Origin of the sequence: Actinomyces sp., from assembly GCF_030530635.1 — a bacterium.
Classification (GTDB): Bacteria; Actinomycetota; Actinomycetes; order Actinomycetales; family Actinomycetaceae; genus Actinomyces.
The window spans coordinates 1-18139 of record NZ_JAUMUL010000027.1 but is presented as its reverse complement, the minus strand read 5'-3'; the positions used below and the strand labels follow the sequence as shown (position 1 = coordinate 18139).

18 protein-coding genes and 2 pseudogenes are annotated in these 18139 nt (G+C 68.3%); 12 read left to right on the top strand and 8 right to left on the bottom strand.

The window, feature by feature from the left end:
* Positions 1 to 55: 55 nt before the first annotated feature.
* A complete protein-coding gene (locus tag Q4A20_RS07940; RefSeq protein ID WP_303122139.1) occupies positions 56 to 337 on the top strand; it encodes an addiction module antidote protein in 282 nt (93 codons plus the stop codon).
* 109 nt (positions 338 to 446) lie between these two features.
* Here the strand turns inward: Q4A20_RS07940 and Q4A20_RS07935 are convergent, their stop codons facing one another.
* Entirely contained in the window at positions 447 to 1292 is an 846-nt protein-coding gene (locus tag Q4A20_RS07935; protein WP_303122138.1) for an alpha/beta fold hydrolase, read from the bottom strand.
* A gap of 125 nt (positions 1293 to 1417) precedes the next feature.
* Positions 1418 to 1699, bottom strand: a complete 282-nt coding sequence (locus tag Q4A20_RS07930; RefSeq protein ID WP_303122136.1) for a hypothetical protein — start codon at positions 1697 to 1699, stop codon at positions 1418 to 1420.
* 282 nt (positions 1700 to 1981) lie between these two features.
* Between Q4A20_RS07930 and Q4A20_RS07925 the strand changes: the two genes are divergently transcribed.
* From Q4A20_RS07925 to Q4A20_RS15110, 5 genes and pseudogenes are all read left to right on the top strand, one after another.
* The gene (locus Q4A20_RS07925) at positions 1982 to 3112 is read left to right on the top strand and encodes an AraC family transcriptional regulator (RefSeq protein ID WP_303122134.1); all 1131 of its coding nucleotides are present in this window, start codon (positions 1982 to 1984) and stop codon (positions 3110 to 3112) included.
* A gap of 265 nt (positions 3113 to 3377) precedes the next feature.
* A pseudogene (locus Q4A20_RS07920) lies at positions 3378 to 4088 on the top strand (fumarate hydratase); the annotation flags it as partial.
* Positions 4086 to 4667, top strand: a complete 582-nt coding sequence (gene ttdB / locus Q4A20_RS07915) for a L(+)-tartrate dehydratase subunit beta (RefSeq protein ID WP_303122167.1) — start codon at positions 4086 to 4088, stop codon at positions 4665 to 4667. The pseudogene Q4A20_RS07920 and the gene ttdB, both read left to right, overlap by 3 nt.
* 79 nt (positions 4668 to 4746) lie before the next feature.
* Positions 4747 to 5286: pseudogene (locus Q4A20_RS07910) on the top strand (anion permease); the annotation flags it as partial.
* A 67-nt stretch (positions 5287 to 5353) separates the two neighbouring features.
* Positions 5354 to 5461, top strand: a complete 108-nt coding sequence (locus Q4A20_RS15110) for a hypothetical protein (protein WP_368502459.1) — start codon at positions 5354 to 5356, stop codon at positions 5459 to 5461.
* 90 nt (positions 5462 to 5551) lie between these two features.
* On the opposite strand, the gene Q4A20_RS07905 is transcribed toward Q4A20_RS15110, so the two are convergent.
* Positions 5552 to 7339 (bottom strand): AAA domain-containing protein, encoded by a 1788-nt coding sequence (locus Q4A20_RS07905; protein ID WP_303122131.1) that lies wholly within the window; start codon positions 7337 to 7339, stop codon positions 5552 to 5554.
* Between the two features lie 339 nt (positions 7340 to 7678).
* Between Q4A20_RS07905 and Q4A20_RS07900 the strand changes: the two genes are divergently transcribed.
* Positions 7679 to 10216 (top strand): DEAD/DEAH box helicase, encoded by a 2538-nt coding sequence (locus Q4A20_RS07900; RefSeq protein WP_303122129.1) that lies wholly within the window; start codon positions 7679 to 7681, stop codon positions 10214 to 10216.
* A 146-nt stretch (positions 10217 to 10362) separates the two neighbouring features.
* Here the strand turns inward: Q4A20_RS07900 and Q4A20_RS07895 are convergent, their stop codons facing one another.
* The 4 genes from Q4A20_RS07895 to Q4A20_RS07880 all read right to left on the bottom strand — a co-directional run bounded on the left by Q4A20_RS07895 (position 10363) and on the right by Q4A20_RS07880 (position 12459).
* The gene (locus Q4A20_RS07895) at positions 10363 to 11121 is read right to left on the bottom strand and encodes an A24 family peptidase (RefSeq protein WP_303122127.1); all 759 of its coding nucleotides are present in this window, start codon (positions 11119 to 11121) and stop codon (positions 10363 to 10365) included.
* 150 nt (positions 11122 to 11271) lie between these two features.
* The gene (locus Q4A20_RS07890) at positions 11272 to 11712 is read right to left on the bottom strand and encodes an Rv3654c family TadE-like protein (RefSeq protein ID WP_303122125.1); all 441 of its coding nucleotides are present in this window, start codon (positions 11710 to 11712) and stop codon (positions 11272 to 11274) included.
* A complete protein-coding gene (locus Q4A20_RS07885) occupies positions 11709 to 12038 on the bottom strand; it encodes a TadE family type IV pilus minor pilin (protein WP_303122165.1) in 330 nt (109 codons plus the stop codon). Before Q4A20_RS07885 ends, Q4A20_RS07890 begins: the two co-directional genes overlap by 4 nt.
* A gap of 178 nt (positions 12039 to 12216) precedes the next feature.
* Positions 12217 to 12459, bottom strand: a complete 243-nt coding sequence (locus tag Q4A20_RS07880; protein WP_303122123.1) for a DUF4244 domain-containing protein — start codon at positions 12457 to 12459, stop codon at positions 12217 to 12219.
* Between the two features lie 353 nt (positions 12460 to 12812).
* Between Q4A20_RS07880 and Q4A20_RS07875 the strand changes: the two genes are divergently transcribed.
* The 5 genes from Q4A20_RS07875 to Q4A20_RS07855 all read left to right on the top strand — a co-directional run bounded on the left by Q4A20_RS07875 (position 12813) and on the right by Q4A20_RS07855 (position 17026).
* Entirely contained in the window at positions 12813 to 13583 is a 771-nt protein-coding gene (locus Q4A20_RS07875) for an excalibur calcium-binding domain-containing protein (RefSeq protein ID WP_303122121.1), read from the top strand.
* A gap of 514 nt (positions 13584 to 14097) precedes the next feature.
* The gene (locus tag Q4A20_RS07870) at positions 14098 to 14667 is read left to right on the top strand and encodes a cyclophilin-like fold protein (protein ID WP_303122118.1); all 570 of its coding nucleotides are present in this window, start codon (positions 14098 to 14100) and stop codon (positions 14665 to 14667) included.
* A gap of 145 nt (positions 14668 to 14812) precedes the next feature.
* A complete protein-coding gene (locus Q4A20_RS07865) occupies positions 14813 to 16153 on the top strand; it encodes a DUF4921 family protein (protein ID WP_303122116.1) in 1341 nt (446 codons plus the stop codon).
* Positions 16154 to 16214: 61 nt separating this feature from the next.
* Positions 16215 to 16514 (top strand): DUF1778 domain-containing protein, encoded by a 300-nt coding sequence (locus tag Q4A20_RS07860; RefSeq protein WP_303122114.1) that lies wholly within the window; start codon positions 16215 to 16217, stop codon positions 16512 to 16514.
* 2 nt (positions 16515 to 16516) lie between these two features.
* Positions 16517 to 17026 carry a GNAT family N-acetyltransferase gene (locus Q4A20_RS07855; protein WP_303122112.1) on the top strand — a complete coding sequence of 170 codons (510 nt, stop codon included), beginning with the start codon at positions 16517 to 16519 and terminating at the stop codon, positions 17024 to 17026.
* Between the two features lie 56 nt (positions 17027 to 17082).
* On the opposite strand, the gene Q4A20_RS07850 is transcribed toward Q4A20_RS07855, so the two are convergent.
* Entirely contained in the window at positions 17083 to 17949 is an 867-nt protein-coding gene (locus Q4A20_RS07850) for a glutathione transferase (protein ID WP_303122163.1), read from the bottom strand.
* Between the last annotated feature and the right edge of the window lie 190 nt (positions 17950 to 18139).

Sequence of the window (18139 nt, the reverse complement as noted above, 5' to 3'; positions counted from 1 at the left end):
CGATGCGAATCGCAAGGAGGCGACCACACGACAGACCGTTTCCCAGAGGCTGGACATGAGCCTCATACGCTGGGACGCGGCCGACTACCTGGACGATGACGCCGCGATCATCGCCTACCTGAACGAGGCCGCCGCGCAGGACGATCCCAAGCTGCTTCAAGTAGCCCTCGGCGATATCGCCCGCGCTAAAGGAATGAGCGGCATAGCGGAGCAGGTCGGCGTCGGACGCGAGTCCCTGTACAAATCCCTGTCGGGCGCAGGCAACCCGTCCTTCCAAACGGTCGTCAGAGTGGTACGCGCCCTGGGCGGTCGCATCACCATCTCCACCGCGGCATAGTCCCGGCAAGGCGAACGTCTACCAGCTCGCTTCGGCCGAGCAACGTCGGCGCGGCCAGCTGCACGCAACGTTCCAAGCCGCCTGGCTGGGGCCTTCCCTGTAGCGCCTGCTAGTCGCCCGCCACGAAGGCCCGCACGCGACCGGCCGCCTCGTGAGGCGCCTCCGACAGGATCAGGTGCGTGGTGTCGGGGAAGTCATCAGCCAGTGTGAAGCCGCCAGTGACGTGCGCACGTATGTAGTCGGTGTTCACCGTCGAGTACAGCGGAATCTCGGGCATCAGATACAAGAAGGGCACATCAATCCGGTCCATCACGGGGCGCTGATCGGTGCGGAACAGCGAGTACCACAGGGCGGCAAAAGCCAGCGGGTCGACCGCCTCGCGCATTGCCTCGATGGCGGCAGCCTCCTGGTCGGCCGGCAGGTTCTGCAGCTTCGGGTTCATGAGCATCTTGGCGATGTACCAAGAGCCGTATCCGCCGTCGTCGAACAGACGGTCCAGATCGCGATGGAAGTCCTCATCGGTCCACTCCCCCTTGCCGATGCCGCCACTCCAGCCGTCGTTGCGCAGGTACGGCGACATGTCTGCCGTTACGATGCGCCGCAGGCGGCGGGTCCCGTACTGGCCCACGTAACTGAATATGGCCGCCGCCCCCATTGAGTGACCGATCGCCGTTACACCGTCCAGACCGAGCTGCTCGACAACGTCATTCAGGTCCTGCCCGAGGGTACGCACGTTCAAGTGCATGCGGGCGCAATCGGAATCGGCGTGCCCGCGCTGGTCGTAGAAGACCACGCGGTAGTCCCGATTCAGGTCGTCGATGAACTCGGCCAGGTCGTAATGGGAGGAGCCCAGGCCGTGGATCACCAGGAGTGTCTCCTCCACCGCATCTGATTCCTTAGCTGGCAAGTCCTCGTAGTAGAGGCGAGTTCCGTCTTGCGTGACGATGTGTGGCACGTTCTTCCTCTCAGGGATTGGCTCTCCGGGACACAAGCAGGACGAACTCGCCCGGCAGGCATCAGAAGATCTGATGCTGCCAGGAACGCGACCCGACCCGCTAACGATCGCCCACACACTGCGTCTTAACGCCCCACCCTCACAGCCCGACCCGGTCGAGTTCCTCGCGGACGGTGTGGCGGCGCCATCATGCCGGTGGCGAGCACCGCCGCCTCACGGGCCGCCTTCCGCTCGACCGGAATAAGCGTCTCCTCAATGGCCTGGCGGTACAGGACGATGGCGTCGTCCGGACGCGGCTGCGGGCTGACGTCGGCGAGTTGCCACCAGGCGTAGCCGACGCCCCAGCGGTCGGCGGCGGCCCAGGCCCGCTCGACGTCGCCGTCGTAATCGGCAAGCTCCAGCAGCATCCTCATCCTGCTGCCAAGTCAGCCGAGCCGAATAGGGGAAGGTGCCGCTCACCGTGGCGGTGGCCTCGCGGTCGGCGATCCTGAGTTCGCCGACCGCGTCCATCAGGCCCTGGCCGCCAACCGAACCGGCGCCGAAGTCACCCACCGAGCCCAAAAGTGTCCATCCGTGACCACTTTCATCCAGCGAGCGCCCAGAAGCTGCTCGGCCGCATCGAGTTTTCCCCGTCCTGACACCATCTGCTCACGGCGCGACACGTAGGCCATCGCTCAATGTGGTCACCGATGGACACTCTTCGCCCCACCTACGATGGTGTCATGGTCACCGTCGACCCCGCCCCCGGGCTGCGGGGCGAGCTGCGCCACGAGCACGTCTCGCCCGTCCACGGCGTGAGCGCCGAGCAGTACGTCTACAGCATCGGCTCCTACCACTACAACTGGCACACCGCCCTGCAGATACTGGTTGTAGTCACCGGCCGCATAGAAGTGTGCGTGGCGGGCGGCGTGGAGAACTACGAGCCCGGAGATGTCGTAGTCATCAACGTCAACGCGGGTCATGCCACCCTCGCCACGCAGCCGCATTCCACGGTCCTGTGTCTGCACGTGGAGTCCGACTATCTGTCCTCCTTCACCGCAGACGGCGCCGTACCCCACTTCGACTGCCGCTCCACCCCGGCCACGCGCGACCGGCCCGGCTTCGCCCGGCTACGCACCCTGCTGGCCCGCATGATGCTCGACGCCCATAGAACCGGTCCGGGCGCCGAGGCGGCCTGGGAGTCACGCCTGCTGGACGTGATCGCAGTCCTGTTCAACCACTTCCCTCCCACTCGCAGCGAACCGAACACCCCCGACCCCGCCAGTACGGACCGCCATGCCCTCAAGCGGGCGGTGGACTACATCGACGGCTCCTTCCGCGAGCGCATCACCCTGGCCCGGCTGGCACGGCACGTCGGTTACTCCCCCGGATATCTTTCCCAGGTCTTCCCCCAGCAGGTGGGCATGACCTTCAGCGAGTACCTGACCTGGGTGCGCCTGCGGCAGGCCGTCCGCGACCTCAGCGAAACGGAGCACCTGATCGCACACGTGGCCGCCGACGTCGGCTTCCCCGACGTCAAGGCCTTCAACACCGCCTTCCGCCGCACCTTCGAGCGCACACCCTCGGCCTACCGACAGCTGCTCACCGCAGACACGGCGGCGGACTCCGTCTTCCACAGGACCTGCGTGCCCCGCACCAATGAGGCGGTCATGCGGGTGCTGCGCGGCTGGTCGGTATCCACCCAGGAGCTCGTCGACGACGACGCCCCCTGCCAGACGGTGGCTCGGCTGGCGCGCTCATCCCCGGTTGATGAGGCCCTCGAGCTCAGCCGCGCCTTGACGGCACGACTCCAACAGCTCGCCGACGGCGCGGAGCGGTGAGCGGGCCACGCCCTGATCTGCCACCCGCGATCGGTCACTGTGAGTTAAGGCCCCGCACCACCCGAGTCGGGTGAATCTTCAGGTTCGTCTGGCACCACCACGGCGCTCCCCGACCCGCCTCCACTCCCCGAACCCGCGCCGTGACAACGATTTCGACTGCTCAGGCGCCAGGGTGTTTCTTCAGGCCCATAGGCCCGCTCCGCGCCACCGGCACAAGCCGCCGCGGGACTTGGGACCTAGTCGAATCCCTGAGGGATCGGAAGGAATGCCGGCTTCCCGTGGCGAATCCTTGTATACGGCACCAACTCGGACTGACGAAGGAGTCACCGTGACCACCCTTGACATCGTCGGCATTCATACCGACGCCACCACCCCACCGGAACCCGATACCCCGCCCGGCGGGAGCGCGGATCGTCTGGCCGAGCTGGCCGACGTCGTCGCCCGCTTCACCGCCGTCGTCTCCCGGCGCCTGCCCGATGACGTCACGGCCGCACTCAAACGGCTGGCGCAGGAGGAGACCAACCCGATGGCGACGATGATCTATCAGACCATGGAGCGCAATCAGGCGCTGGCGGAGGAACTCAAACGCCCCTCCTGCCAGGACACGGGCCTGGTGCAGATCTTCGCCAGTGTCGGCAGCCACTTCCCCTACGTCGACGGCCTGTCCGAGACGCTCAAGACCGCCATCGCCAAGGCCACCCGGATCACCCCGCTGTGCCACAACACGGTGGAGACCTTCGACGAGTACAACACCGGCACGGACGTCGGCAGCCAGTGGCCGTGGATCTACTGGCAGATCGCCGAGGGACGCGATGACTTGACCCTGCACGTCTACCTGGCAGGCGATGGCTGCTAGCTTCCCGGCCAGGGCAGGACGCTGATGCCCGGCGAGGGTTACGAGGCGGCGATGAAGTTCGTTCTGGACGTGATGACCTCATATGGCGTCAACGCCTGCCCGCCGCTGCTTTTGGGCGTGGGCATTGAGGGCATTCGCGTCGGCGATGTCGTCTTCCTCGACGGCCACATCACCACCTGCCGGGATGTGGCGCACCGTCGCCTGATCGAGTACGGGCGCGAGTTGCCGCTCGATATCCGTGATGGCGCCATCCTTCAAGCCGGTCCAATCATTCGAGTCGTCAACGAGGAGCGCGAGGAGTTCGAGGTGGTCTCCGTCGGCCCCACCACCTCCATGCGCATGGAGAAGTTCGAGGAGGAGTTCATCAGGCGAACCGGGGTGCGTCTGATCGTCGGCAAGGGCTGCATGGGGCCGGGCACCGAGGCGGGCTGCCGGAGGCACGGGGCCCTGCACTGCGTCTTCCCCGCCGGCAACGCGGTCATTGCGGCCACCTCCATGGAGGAGGTCGAGGACGCGCAATGGCGGGATCTGGGTATGCCCGAGACCCTGTGGACCTTCCGCGTCAAGCACTTCGGCCCGCTGATCGTCTCCATAGACGCCCACGGCAACAACCTGTTCGAGCAGCAGAAGCTCACCTACAACGACCGCAAGGAGCAGGCCTTGGCCGAGCTTTGTCAGAAGGTGCGGTACATCAAATGAGCGCCCCCGACGACGTCGGCCGCCCGCCGCCCGCGCAGCGATCGCCCCGGGCCCGGGCGAGCGCCTGGCGTACCTGTTCGTGCGGGTTTTCGGGCGCTCCACAATGGGTTTGACCTATGGGCTGGGGCTGGCCGATCTGGTGACCTCACCCGCCATTCCCTCCAACACGGCCCGGTCTGGGTACGTGTACCCGGTGATGATGAGTGTGGTGCGGGACTTCGGATCGGATCCAGATGACAAGACCACACACCGGCGGCTGGGCTCCTACCTGGCGCTGACCACCTACAACCTGAACCTGGCCGTCTCGGTGATCTTCTTCACCGGCGCCGCGCCCAACGCCATGTCCTCCCGGCTGGCTGAGTCCGCGGGCGTTACCGTGAACTGGCCGGGCTGGTTCACGGCGGCAGTGGTGCCCGGCCTGATCGGCGTGATCGCGGTGCCGTTGGTGATCTACGCGCTCAACCGGCCGGAGATCCGCCGCACCCCGGACGCCGCCGAGATGACCGCGCGCGAGCTACGTCGGCTCGGGCCGGTTACCCGCCACGAGTGGGTGACGCTCGGGGTGTTCATCGGGATGATCGTCCTGTGGGTGATCGGCGACTCCTTCATGAGTGCGACGACGGTGGCGCTGCTGGGGCTGGGGGCGCTGTTGTTGAGCGGGGCGCTGACCTGGGAGCAGCGGCTTCGTGGAACTGGGCGCCTGGTGGCGCACCGGGCTCGTGGTGGGCGTGGTCCACCTGCTCATCTGGCTGGTGGCTGGGCCGCTGTGGTGGAACCTGATCGGCGTGTGGTAAAGAGTGAAGCAGGCGTGCAGCATTAGCGGGCGACCGTAGCAAGTGAGCGGTTTCCCCGAGTTCGCGGTGTCAGGGGTGTGGGCGGCGCGCTCACGAGTTTGGGCCCGCGCCCGGCTGGGACTCGAGGGCGGCACCGAGGTCGCTGAAGTAGGGGTACCGAATCCACGCCTGACGGTCACCTATCACATACAAGCGACGTTTAGCCCGGCTCGTGGCGACGTTGACGAGGTTAACGGACGATGCCGCCCACGCCTTGGCCCCGGGTGAGCCCGGATCGCCGCCCAGAACCAGGAACACCACGTCCGCCTCACGCCCCTGCGCAGTGTGGATCGTGCCGCCCGACATGAGTCCTCGCCGCACCGCCAGTTCGCTTAGCCGGTCGGCGACCTCACGGAACGGGGAGAGCGCAATGATCTGCGCCGGATCAACGCCCCGGCCGATGAGCGCATCGAGCTGTTCATCAAGGCAATCGATCTGCTGTTCCTGCAAGTGGGTCCCCCGCTGCGTGGCCGGCACGTCGAACCAGCGACTGGAGGCGATCCGCGGACCTTCCGGGACGTCGAACAGGTCCTGATGTTCGGGATCATCCAGACGGCGCTGCACCCCGCTGATCATGATGCCGTCGTAGGCGATGCGATTGCACAGGCTGAACATCGGATCATCGCAGCGCCTATGCACCGTGAGCGGTGCACTGACCCAGACCCGGCCCTCATCCCGCCCCACCATGGTGCCGTACCACGCCGCCCGATCGACAAGAGTCTGCACGGAGGTCTCCGGCGGAATCCAGGCCTGTTGCTCGAACCAGAAGGCACTGCGGAAGGCCGCCCGGTTGCGTTTGTTCCCCAGCCGTGCGGCCACCAGCCCCCAGGCCTCCTGCCGCTGCGCATCCACCTCGCCGCCGTCAGCCATTACCGCTGTGGCGATGTCCGCGAAGTAATCGGCCTCTTCCCGCCATCTGGGCGCGATCGCCTCCCGTGCGGGGATCTCAACGCTGATGTTCTCAACGGCTGCATTGTTGGCGGAGACGACGATCATCTCGAACCCGGTCAGTTCCGACCGCAGTTGGCGGACTCTGCGCGGATACCCGTCTGAGGAGTTCCAACGGTGAACGATGTCGGTGAATGCCTGCTTGGGCCGCTCCAGTGAGGCCAGTCGGCGCGCACGTTCAACCACGTTCCCCGCCAGGATGTCGCGCAGCATCGTGGTCTTCCCGGTGCCGGGAGGGCCGTTGAACCCCATGACGCCGTCATTGGCCGCCAGATCGTTCAGAGCCCGATTGACTGCGAACTGCTGGCGCAGAGACAGTGGATGCGCGGGCTCCGAGGGCCAACGCCCCGGCAGCAAGCGATTGATGCCCACGGCCGCGTCAACCACCCTGTCCTGCTGCATGACGTCGATCCGTTCCGCAATCGGGAGCGACTTGTCCGACTTCAGGTAAACGGCCAGTGTCAGGGGACAGTAGTCCTCGTCCACTTCCCTCTGCACCGTCGCCAGTTCCGTGAGGAAGAAGCTGTTGAGGAAGTCGGTATCCGCAGCGGCGTCCTCACGTCCTTCAGGGGCAAGCGTTGATGAAATCATGATTCGGTTGCTGGAAAGCGGATTATCTCCACTGATCTCTGCGGCGCCATAAGCGATTCCCAGCAACCTCTGCAGGGACTCGGCGTCCTGAGGCAGTGGCGTATCCGCTCCGATCTTGTCACGACGAAGCCCCTCGGCCACGTCCACCTGTTCGCCGAAGGCTTTGTTGGCGCTGGCGAAGCTGTCCGCCCACTGCACGCTCGGCGCGGCGCCAGTGCCGCTGATCCGGGCAACCGCCCACAGCGCCGAGGAGAGGACCGCCGAGCCCTGAACCAGTCTCCCGTGCTCGTCGACCTGCACCGCGGCGCCGGTGTGGGCAGCGTCTGCCAGGGCAGCGGGTCACCGGGGTGCCATTCGATGACCTGACGTTTCGGTGGGCGCTGCGAGCGCCCGGTTAGTTTGGGGACCGGTTGGGGAGCGAACATCTCCAGCATCCACCAATACTGGAGGATCGGCACACGCTAGTCGGCCAGAATCTCGCCATACCCCGAGTCCGCCCCTTATGGAGGAAGTTGGCGAGCGTGTCGCGCCCCGGTCTCGCTCAACTCCCCGCATCTCCACCAAGCCCGGCTCCGTCCACCTCACCGCACCTCCACCCGGCTGTCGGTTCCCGCCATCCTCCTGCGGCACACTTGGCCCGTGACCACCCGACCGCACGCGCCCACCCGCGACCTCAACGAGGTGCTTGAGGGCATCGGTGCGCACGACGGCCGATTGATCCACCTCCGCCGCACCCCGGCGCGCCCGGCCCGGCACGGCGAGTGGCCCGCCTGGGCCGACCCCGACCTGGTGGCCGCCTACGGCCGCCTGGGAGTGAGACGGCCTTGGGCGCATCAGGTCGCGGCGGCCGCGGCCGCCCATGCGGGCCGTCACACGGTGCTGGCCACCGGCACCGGCTCGGGCAAGTCCCTGGCCGCCTGGCTTCCCGCCCTGTCGGCGGTACTGGCTGCCCAGCGCACCGGCACCGACACCCGTATCTCCGCCTATGGCCGCCGCCCCACCGCCCTGTACCTGTCCCCCACCAAGGCCCTGACCGCTGATCAGGCCGCCACCCTGGACCGGCTGGTCGCCGAGCTGGAGTCCGTTCAACGCGAGGCGGGTATTCCGGGCGGATCACTGCGCACCGTGCACCCGGCCGCCTGCGACGGCGACACGCCCCTGCCCGAGCGCGACTGGGCCCGCGCCCACGCCGACGTGGTGCTGACCAACCCCGACTTCCTGCACTTCTCGCTCCTGCCCGGGCATGAGCGCTGGACCCGTTTTCTGCGTTCGCTGCGTTATGTGGTGGTTGACGAGTGCCACGCCTACCGCGGCATCCTGGGCGCCCATGTGGCCCTGGTGATCCGTCGCCTGCTGCGACTGGTGCGTCGCCTGCGGCCGAACGGCCCCGAACCGGTGGTGTTGTGCGCGTCGGCGACGGCGGCCGAACCGGCCCTCACGGCAGCCCGCCTGATCGGGGTCTCCCCCGACGCCGTCACCGCCGTCACCGACGATGCCGCCCCCACCGGGGAGCACACGCTCGCCCTGTGGCAGCCTGCCCTGCTGGACCCCTGGGCGGTATGGGAGAACTCGGTGGCGGCCCTGGCGCAGGCGCGCGAATTCCCCGCCGCCGACCCGCATTTGAACCGGCCGGAACCGGCCGTCCCGGACACGGCCGATCCGACGGAGGATCCGGCGGCACGCCGCAGCGCCGTGGTTGAGGCCGCCGAGCTGCTCGTCGACCTGATCTCCGTGGGCGCCCACGCCCTGGTGTTCGTGCGCTCACGTCGCAGTGCGGAGATCGTGGCCGAACGGGCCCGGCACACCCTCGGCATGTCCCAGCCGGAACTGGCCGACACGGTAGCCGCCTACCGGGGCGGCTACCTGCCCGAGGAGCGGCGCACCCTGGAGCGGGAACTGCGCCGCGGCCGCCTGCGGGCACTGGCCACCACCAACGCCCTCGAACTGGGCATCGACGTCACCGGCCTGGACGCCGTCATCATCGCCGGCTGGCCGGGCACCCGGGTGAGCCTGTGGCAGCAGGCGGGTCGGGCCGGGCGTGCGGGCGGGCGGGGAGTGGCGGTGCTGATCGCCTCCGACAATCCACTGGACGCCTACCTGGTGCATCACCCCGAGGCCGTATTCGCCGCCCCGGAGGCCACCGTATTCGACCCGGCCAACCCCTACGTGCTGGCCCCGCACCTGTGCGCGGCCGCGTCCGAGTCGCCGCTGCGCCAGGAGGACCTGCCGCTGTTCGGCCTGCCGGACGAGTCCCTACTGGCCCAGCTGGTCTCCCGCGGGGCGCTGCGTCGCCGCCCGTCCGGCTGGTTCTGGAACACCAGTCTTCCGGGGCGGGCGCAGGATCTGACCTCCCTGCGCGGGGATGGCCCACCGGATGTGCCGGTGGTTGAGACGGCCACGGGCGCCGTCGTCGGCACCGTGTCCGGGGCCTCCGCGGATTCCACCGTCCACCCGGGAGCGGTCTACATCCATCAGGGGCGGACCTACCTGGTGGAGGAGCTGACCCAGGAGGCGGCCGTCGTCAGCCGGAGGGCGGCGGTCGGCTACCGCACGCGGGCACGCGAGCAGAGTTCGGTGCGCGTCGTCGCCGAGCGGGAGCGGCAGCAGTGGGCCGACGGCGTGGTGTGGGCCTTCGGCTCGGTGGAGGTCACCAGCCAGGTGGTCGGCTACCACCGGCTCGCCATGCCGGGCATGGAGGTTGTCTCCCAGCATCCGCTGTCCATGCCCGAGCATGTGCTGCCGACCGCCGCGGTGTGGTGGACGGTGCCGATTGAGGTAACGGCCCGGGCGGGCCTGGAGGCCGCGCAGCTGCCGGGAGCCCTGCATGCGGCCGAGCACGCCCTGATCGGAATGCTGCCGCTGCTGGCTACCTGCGACCGGTGGGACATCGGCGGATTGTCGACGGCGCTGCACCCACAGACGCTGACTCCCACGGTGTTCGTGCACGACGCTCAGGCCGGCGGCGCCGGCTTCGCCGAGCGCGGCTTCAGGGCCGGGCGGGAATGGCTGGCGGCGACACTCACGGTGGTCTCCGAGTGCGCGTGTGCCGCCGGTTGCCCGAGCTGCGTGCAGTCGCCCAAGTGCGGCAACAACAACGAGCCGCTGGACAAGGCGGGCGCGATCGCAGTGCTGCGCCTGCTGCTGGATGCGATCCCCGACGGCGTTGCGACTCGGTGATGCCGGTGGCGTAACCGCTTGCTGCCTGACAGGCCGCTGCAATGGCGACCCGGCCTGGTGGCCCGCCTCCGTCGCCGGGCACGACGCACCTGCGAATGCGGACGACGGCGCGGCCGCCTCGGCCAGTTCCCGCGCCCGGTGCGGCCTCAGGCCACAGCCAACAGCCAGGTCAACCAGCCGCCCACCGCCAGGTAGGGGCCGAAGGCGATCATGTCCTTGCGACCGGCCCGACGGGTGATCAACAATCCGATCGCCGCGAATCCGGCCAGCATGAAGCCCAGGAACAGACCGGTGACCACGTACTCCACCGCGGTGTAACCCAGCCACAGACCCAGCAGGGCGCACAGTTTCACGTCTCCCAACCCCATGCCGGAAAAGGGAATGAGCCACATCACGAAGACCACCGCCCCGGCGCCCAGTGCGCAAAGTACGGCCCGGCCCGCGGGCCACAATGCCGCCTGCGCCGATTCCATGGTCACCAGGCGCACCAGGCTGCGGCCCGCCAGGGCCACGATCAGCCAGAGGGCGGCGGAGCCGAGCAGGCGGTCGGGCAGGCGGTGACAGACGGCGTCGACGCTGCCCGCCACACCCAGCAGCGCCACCACCGGCAACGCGATCACCGTGTCCGCCGGCACGCCCCGGCTCAGCCCCCACGCCAAGGTCGCCGCACACAGGAGCGCCGCCAGCACCCCCTGGGGGCGGCGTTCCAGCAGACCCCGGGAGCGAACTCGCACGGCGGTGGTCGCAGCCGTCGCCCCGGCCGCACCGGGGTCCTCTTTTGTGGCCTGTTCCAGGCGGTCGACGTAGCCGCGGGCGAAACCGGAGGCAGGACCGGCGGCCAGGGCGACGGCGCCGACGGCTGCGGCCAAGACCACCAGCACGAGGAACACGGTTATCACGTTCACGATCTCACCTTCTCATATCGCGACACCCCGGCCCTGCCCTGCGGCGCCCCAATCACCTGGGGCATTCGCCCCGAGGCCGCAGGCGCGTCGGTGGCGGCATCCGCGGTACGCCACCACCGACGCGACGGTGAGGCGGGGCAGGTCCGCCGGTCACAGCGGGTTGACCGGTCCGGCGCGGGCGGCGGCGCCGGCCCGACGCGGAATCCCGAGGATCCGGGTGGGCACCGCAACCGTCACCGTGACGTCCTCGCCGTCGACGGTGCAGTCCGCCAACTCGGCGCCGTTGGCCCGGGCCACCTGCTGGGCGGTGGCGCACGGGTCTGCCGGGGCGAATACGGAGGTCAACGCCGTCGCCCCGGCGAGCGCGGCCAGGTCGGCGGCCGAGCGGGCCCGCCCGGCGGCGGCCTGGGCCTGGATCAGCCCGGTAGCCCCGAGGGCCAGGGATAGGACGACGGCGATGATGCCCAGGACCATGACCGTACCGGAGCCGCGCTCGGTGCCCGGCGGCGGGCCCTCATGGACGGCGCCACCCGCCCCGGCGCCTAGGTCCGGCGCGTCCGGCCGGGGCGGCGGGGTTGGCGGCCGGCTCACGGCGCACCCGCCTCGTCCCAGGTGGGCTCGGTGTAAGCGCAGGCGCGGGACCGGGCCGTGAGTCCCAGGCCGCCCAGCGGTCCTGGGACCCGACGGCTGGCCGTCACGCAGGTGAGGTCGCCGGTCTCGACACTTACCGTCACCGGCCCGCCCGCGCGCTGGGCGGCGCCGGAGACGTCGTTGGAACCGATCGCGGCCTGGCGGGCGGCGACGCGGGCGGCGTCGGTGACCCGCAGCTGGGTGACACCGGCACTGATGGTGGCCAGCACCAGCAGTAGAACCAGGACGACGGCGGGCATGGTGACGGCGAGTTCCGCCGTCACCATGCCGCATTCGCCGCCGTCGAAGCCACAACGCAGGCATGATCGCGTGTCCCCGTCCACCGGGGCCTGCCTCCCACTCCGGTTCGGATACGACCGGGGCCGCGGGGCAGGGGCGGTCGGATCGGCCCGGCGGTTCGCGGGCGCGACCTCCCGGCGGTTTGGTGGTGTCCACATGACCGCCTCAGCCCACCGACAGCGCGGACTCGATGATGCCCCGCAGAGCGTTGCTCAGACTGCCCGAGCGCATGATGGCCAGCAGCAGGCCGGCGAAGGCCGCGGCCGCGAGCGTACCGATGGCGTACTCGGCGGTGGCCATGCCGGCCTCTCCGTCCCGGTCGGGCACGCCATCCGGCCCGCGCAGGACGGGCGGGGTTCCGTGAGCGAGGGCCCACGCATTGTGCAAGGTCAGCAAGGTGTGCTTCATGATCTCCTCCTTGAAGAGTCTGGGTGCGGCCGGCTTTGGCCGCACCCCGCGAACGCCGTGTCCGCACCACCAGCGTCGGACAACCGCCTCGCCCGCGCATCCGGGCCCTTCGAGCTCTGTGGATTAGGGGTGCACGAACCATGCCTGTGGATGGTGGTGGCACTACCAAGCACCACCCAAGCGGCACCAGCCTCCACCACACGACACTGCGTATCGATCACGATTCTCAAGGTCGGGTTGATGAGTGATTGCGTTTACGTAGCTTCCCGCAGCGGCCGTCGCACAGAGCGTTACGGTGCCGACTGTCTGAGATCGCCTCAGTTCCCCGTGGATCCCATCTCCAGGAAGTCTCTATGTCGACAGCGTCCGCCCACTCCCCAGCCACCCTTTTCCCGCGTCTCCCTCTTCGCCCGCACAGCAGATCCGCTTTCTTCGCCGCCATTGCCGTCTTGAACATCGCCTGTCAGGCACTGGTGGGGTGCGGCGTCTCCTCCGATTCCGAGGTGCAGTCGACACCGACCACGGCGGCCGCCCTGACCGTCCCGGATCTGGTCGGAATGGACGGTGAAGCAGCGACGGAGGCCATCGAGCAGGCCGGATTCACCGCCCGTCCCGCCTTCACCGATATTGACGGTGAAGAGACCGTGATCATCCCCGCGAACTGGTCAGTGAGGAGGCAGGATCCGGCCGCCGGGACGACGGCACCGGCAGACCGGGTCATCACCCTCACGGTCAACCATGATGCGGCTGACGCGGCCGCCTCCGCGGCTGCTTCCGCATCGGCGGCAGCGGCACGAGTCGAGGCATCCGCGTCGGCCGCGGCATCGGCGTCGGCTGCCGCAGCGGCCGAGCGGGCGGCACAGGAAGAAGCCGCCGCAGCGGCCGAGCGAGCGGCACAGGAAGAAGCCGCGCGGCAGGCGGAGCGGGCGGCACAGGAGGAGGCCGCCAGACAGGCAGAGCAGGCCGCCCCCGCACCGGTACCGCTGATGCCTCAGCAGGACAGGTCGGTGTACTACAAGAACTGCAGCGAGGCCCGAGCTGCGGGCGCCGCACCCATATATGAGGGCGAACCCGGATACCGCAGTGCACTTGACCGCGACAATGACGGAATTGCCTGCGAGTAGCGGAGCGGTCGGACCGACCGCACTGCCCTTTTCGGTTCGAGCGGTGTGGCGCTCACGGGCCAGGGCAATGGAATGCCGTTCGGGTGTGCATGAGGCCGGTCAGGACTCTGGGTCGGGGTGTCTGCTGCGCCGGTTGGGCGTTAACAACGCCACTTAACGTTCTGCTGTATACCTCGGGGGCCTTCGGCAGACGGTTAACCGGCGTTGTTAACCCCGAAGTGGCGTAGTAGAGGGTCCCGCTTCCAGGCACCGGGGCTGCCGACGGCCAAGTGCAGACAATTCCGGCACGGCGAACCGGCACGGCTCACCACGTCCCTAATTCCGCAACACGCCAGCCGCCACACTCCCAAACATGAAGAGGCAGGGCTCCGACGGTGCAGCGCCCGCGCGTCATCTCTCCCCGAGTGGCACTGTCCGTGCCTTCCAGAGGCGGCGCCGTCGGACTCATACTGGTTTAGCGCTCCGGCCAGGCTTCCTCCACCGTCTGGCCCCGCACGCAACAGGAAGGATCACCGTGGCATTGTCCGCCCACAAGGCGTCCCGGCGCCGCCTGCTACAAGCTCTGCCCGTCGCCCTGACCGGTCTGGCTCTGGCGGCGTGCACCTCCCAGACCGGAGTAACGGCGTCGTCGCCACCAACCAGCCTTGAGACGGCGTCGCCCCAGGGCACCTCCACCAGCAATCCCCAACCCGCCCCGGAGGCCACCGTGTCCCAAGCAGGAACAACCCCGATCCACATCAGCCTCGGCAACGCCTTCGACGACACCGTCATAGAGGCGACACTCGACGACAGCGCCGCCGCCCGCTCCCTACTCGCTCAGCTGCCCCTGGATGTCAGCTTCTCCGACTACGGCGGGCAGGAACTGACCGCCTCCCTGCCGCAAGACCTGGACACCACCGGCATGACCGCCGCCGCCCCGCAGCCGGGTGACATCGGCTGGTACGAGCCCGGCAAGGTGCTCGTCCTGTACTACACGGCCGTCGGCTCCTGGCCGGGCCTGTACGTGATCGGGCACACCGACTACGACGTCGTGCTCCTCGCCAGGCAGGCCGACCTGCCGGCGTCGATCACCCGGGCACAGTGACCGTACTGGTCGCACCGGACAGCGGTTCGGGCGGCCGCTGCGGCCCCGGCCCACGCCCACGGACCGCCCATCACGAAACCCACGTCGTCGGCCCGCGCGGTCGATATCGGCCCGGTCGGGCCCTGTCGGCGCAATACTTAAAGGCATGCTGCAGCCATACTCCCCCTCCGCCGAGCCGCTGACCCGCATGGCGGACGGGACCGTCAAGCAGATCAGTCCCTTCACCGGCACCGAGGTGTGGACCGTGCCCGGGCGCGGCAACCGCCCCATCTCCCACCCCGTAGCCGAGGTGCATGAACTCACCTCAGCCGAACGTATCCGTGCCTGCACCTTCTGTCCGGCGCATTACACCGAGACTCCGCCGGAGAAGTCCCGGGTAGTGGCCACGTCCGACGGCGGCTTCGAGCGGATCGACGCCCTGCCCGCCGCCGAGCTGTTCGATACGGTCGCCGAATTCCGTCGCATCCCGAATCTGTTCGAGATCCTCTCCTACGACTACTGGCACGCCAACCACGGCTATGAGGTGCCCGACGCCGCCCGGGAGCGCATGGAGGCCTACCTGGCCGATCCGGCCGGCGCCGCCCACGTGGCCCGGGTGGCTCGCACCAAGCTGCGCGCCTCCGGCCAGAATCCGCAGGCATGGGAGGCTTGGGACGCCGACGCCCGCCGCGATTACCTGGCCGCATTCTTCGCCGGCGGTCACGATGTGATCGTGGCGCGGCGGCATTACACCGACGACGCCGTCGACTCCTCCGGCCTGGCCGGTTCGGGCACGCTCACTCCGGCCGAGCACCGCGCCTACATCCGCCTGGCGGTGCAGTCCGCGCATGACCTCTATCAGGCCAACCGCTGGGTGCGTTATGTGGCGGTCTTCCAGAACTGGTTGCGCCCAGCCGGAGCCTCCTTCGACCACCTGCACAAGCAGCTGGTGGGGATTGATGAGCGGGGCGTGTCCTCAGAGCTGGAGCTGCAGCGGGTGCGCGCCAATCCGAACCTGTACAACGAGATGGGCGTGGACTACGCCGCCTACCGGGGTCTGCTGGTGGCCTCCAATGAGCACGCGGTCGCCTTCGCCGGCTTCGGGCACCGCTACCCCACGCTGGAGGTGTACTCGACGTCGGCCATCTGCGAGCCGTGGCTGATGAGTCGGGTTGAGGTGGACGCCGTCTCCGACCTGGTGCATGCCCTGCATGCGGCCACGGGCGCGGATGTGCCCAGCAATGAGGAGTGGCACCACAAGCCGCTCGACGTCGATCAGCCGATGCCCTGGCACATCACCCTGAAGTGGCGGGTGTCCACCCTGGCGGGCTTTGAGGGCGGCACCAAGATCTACCTCAACACCATCGACCCGTGGACGCTGCGCGACCGGGTGGTGGCGCGCCTGGAGGATCTGCGGGCGGACCGGCTGATCGCGCCCATGGCGGTGGGCGAGGAGTGCCCGACGACGCCGAACCGGCTGCTGTACAACCCGGTGCTGGGGCGGTGAGGCACGGCACTTGCGTTCCGGCGACGTCGTACGTACATTATCCGTACGAGGAGGAACCACCATGTCACCCGTCAAGACCCGGCGGATCGATCTGCGCGCCACGCCGCGCCAAGAGGCCCTGATCCAACAAGCCGCGGCCCAAACGGACCGCACCGTCAGCGAGTTCATACTCTCGTCCGCAACCATGGAAGCCGAGCGAGTCATGACGAACCGTCGTTGGTTCACCGTTGATAACGCCACATTCGAGCGAGTCATGCAGGTGCTCGACGCGCCGCTGACCGACACCTCACGCTTCGAACGGCTCTGGAACCGCCCGTCTCCCTTCGGAACCCGCATCGTACTTTCAGAGGATCCGGAATAGGGATGGACACTGGCATCCTGGAGGCTCCTCGGCGCCTGGCCCGCAGCGACATTCGCAACAGCTTCCGCAGCGGCGCCGAGGAGCTGGATGACTGGCTGCATCGTTTCGCATGGCAGAACCAGAAGGCGGATAACGCGGTCACGTACGTGACCGTCCAGGACGGTCACGTGCTCGGATATTACGCGCTTGCCACGGCCTGCATCGTAAAGACAGCCGCTCCGGTGAGCATCGCCAAGCATGCGCCGCACGAGATTCCCTGCGTCCTGCTCGCGCGACTCGCCGTCGACCGACGCGCGCAAGGCCTGGGCATCGGCGCCGCACTTCTGAAGGACGCCATGCTGAGAACCCTCGAGGTCAGCGAGATCGCGGGAGTTCGTGCCTTGCTCATCCATTGCCGGGACAAGACAGCCAAGTCCTTCTACCTGGCCAATGGCGACTTCATAGTCTCACCGGTTGATGACATGCAGTTGCTGCTATCCATGAAAGCCATCACAGGTCTGCGAGCCGATTAGTAATTCTTCCCTCTGAAGCCCAAGCCTCGGCACAGATGACTACAGGAACGCCCGTTTTACAGCCCCAGCGCGCTGCGCTCCTCGGTACCGACCCAGCCGACGCGTCCCTCCAGGGCGCGGAACCAGCGGGCCAGCGCCGGCCAGAAGGCGATCGACGGCGCCTCACCGCCGGGGTAGTAGGCGCGGCAGCCGTACTCGTATGCCTGCACGGTGGTGAACAGGCGGATATCGCTGCCGGTGGGGGCGGCACCACACAGGAACTGCTCCACGGACACCACGGCGGACAGCGGCGGCACGTCCTGCACGGTCAGGGCCGCCTCACGGGAGGCCTCCATCTTGGTGGCTCGGGCCAGCAGCGTGTCGACGACGTCGAAGGCGACCAACACGCCATTAGCGGCCGCCGCTGCCTCCTCGGCCTTCTTGGAGTGAGTGGCGGTGCCATGTCCCTGGTTGATGTGCTCGCCGATCCACTTGTCCCAGGCGTCGGTGGAGTTGCGCCGGTCCATGGGGTACAGGTCGGGGGCGCCGGCGCGATGCAGCGGCTTCCAGGCGGTCGCCAGATCGAACAGTAGGTCTCCGGAGTCGTCGACGACGACGTGCCCGGTAGTGGTGTCCACAAGCGCGGGAATAGTGGGGGGCTGGGTGTATCCGGGGGTGTCGGCGTAGACCTCTGCGATAGAGGTGGCGCCCCCCAGGGCGGGGTCTGACCCCGGCTCGCCGTCGGGACCGGTCAGCTCCCAGAAGCCGTCGGCCCCACGCCCATAGCACCAGGAGACAGGGATCGCCTCCGTCAGTCCCAGCAGCCGACGGGCGATGAGTACACGACGGCACCAGGGGCAGGACCCGGAGGCGACAAGGCGATAGCGGCCGGCCTCGACCGGCAGGTCCCCTTCAGTGAAACGGTGCGAGTGGGCGATGGCCATGGGTGCCTCCCGGAGCATGGAAACGAACGTCATGTGGGCTCAGTCCAATGGTGACCCCTGCACCGGCCTCCCGTCAGCCCCTTCACCGGAGGCGAACCCGCATTGTGAACTTGCCGAGAACCGTACTCACCTCCGGGAGGACGACGCCGCCACTTCTACCGACCTCGGCACGTAACTACTACCGACCTCA

Coding starts and splice junctions, on each gene's coding strand:
- Q4A20_RS07930 (WP_303122136.1), bottom strand. CDS start 1,699: ATGCTGCTGGAGCTTGCCGATTACGACGGCGACGTCGAGCGGGCCTGG.
- Q4A20_RS07875 (WP_303122121.1), top strand. CDS start 12,813: ATGTCGACAGCGTCCGCCCACTCCCCAGCCACCCTTTTCCCGCGTCTC.
- Q4A20_RS07925 (WP_303122134.1), top strand. CDS start 1,982: ATGGACACTCTTCGCCCCACCTACGATGGTGTCATGGTCACCGTCGAC.
- Q4A20_RS07850 (WP_303122163.1), bottom strand. CDS start 17,949: ATGGCCATCGCCCACTCGCACCGTTTCACTGAAGGGGACCTGCCGGTC.
- Q4A20_RS07880 (WP_303122123.1), bottom strand. CDS start 12,459: ATGAAGCACACCTTGCTGACCTTGCACAATGCGTGGGCCCTCGCTCAC.
- Q4A20_RS07865 (WP_303122116.1), top strand. CDS start 14,813: ATGCTGCAGCCATACTCCCCCTCCGCCGAGCCGCTGACCCGCATGGCG.
- Q4A20_RS07855 (WP_303122112.1), top strand. CDS start 16,517: ATGGACACTGGCATCCTGGAGGCTCCTCGGCGCCTGGCCCGCAGCGAC.
- Q4A20_RS07860 (WP_303122114.1), top strand. CDS start 16,215: ATGTCACCCGTCAAGACCCGGCGGATCGATCTGCGCGCCACGCCGCGC.
- Q4A20_RS07885 (WP_303122165.1), bottom strand. CDS start 12,038: ATGGTGACGGCGGAACTCGCCGTCACCATGCCCGCCGTCGTCCTGGTT.
- Q4A20_RS07940 (WP_303122139.1), top strand. CDS start 56: ATGAGCCTCATACGCTGGGACGCGGCCGACTACCTGGACGATGACGCC.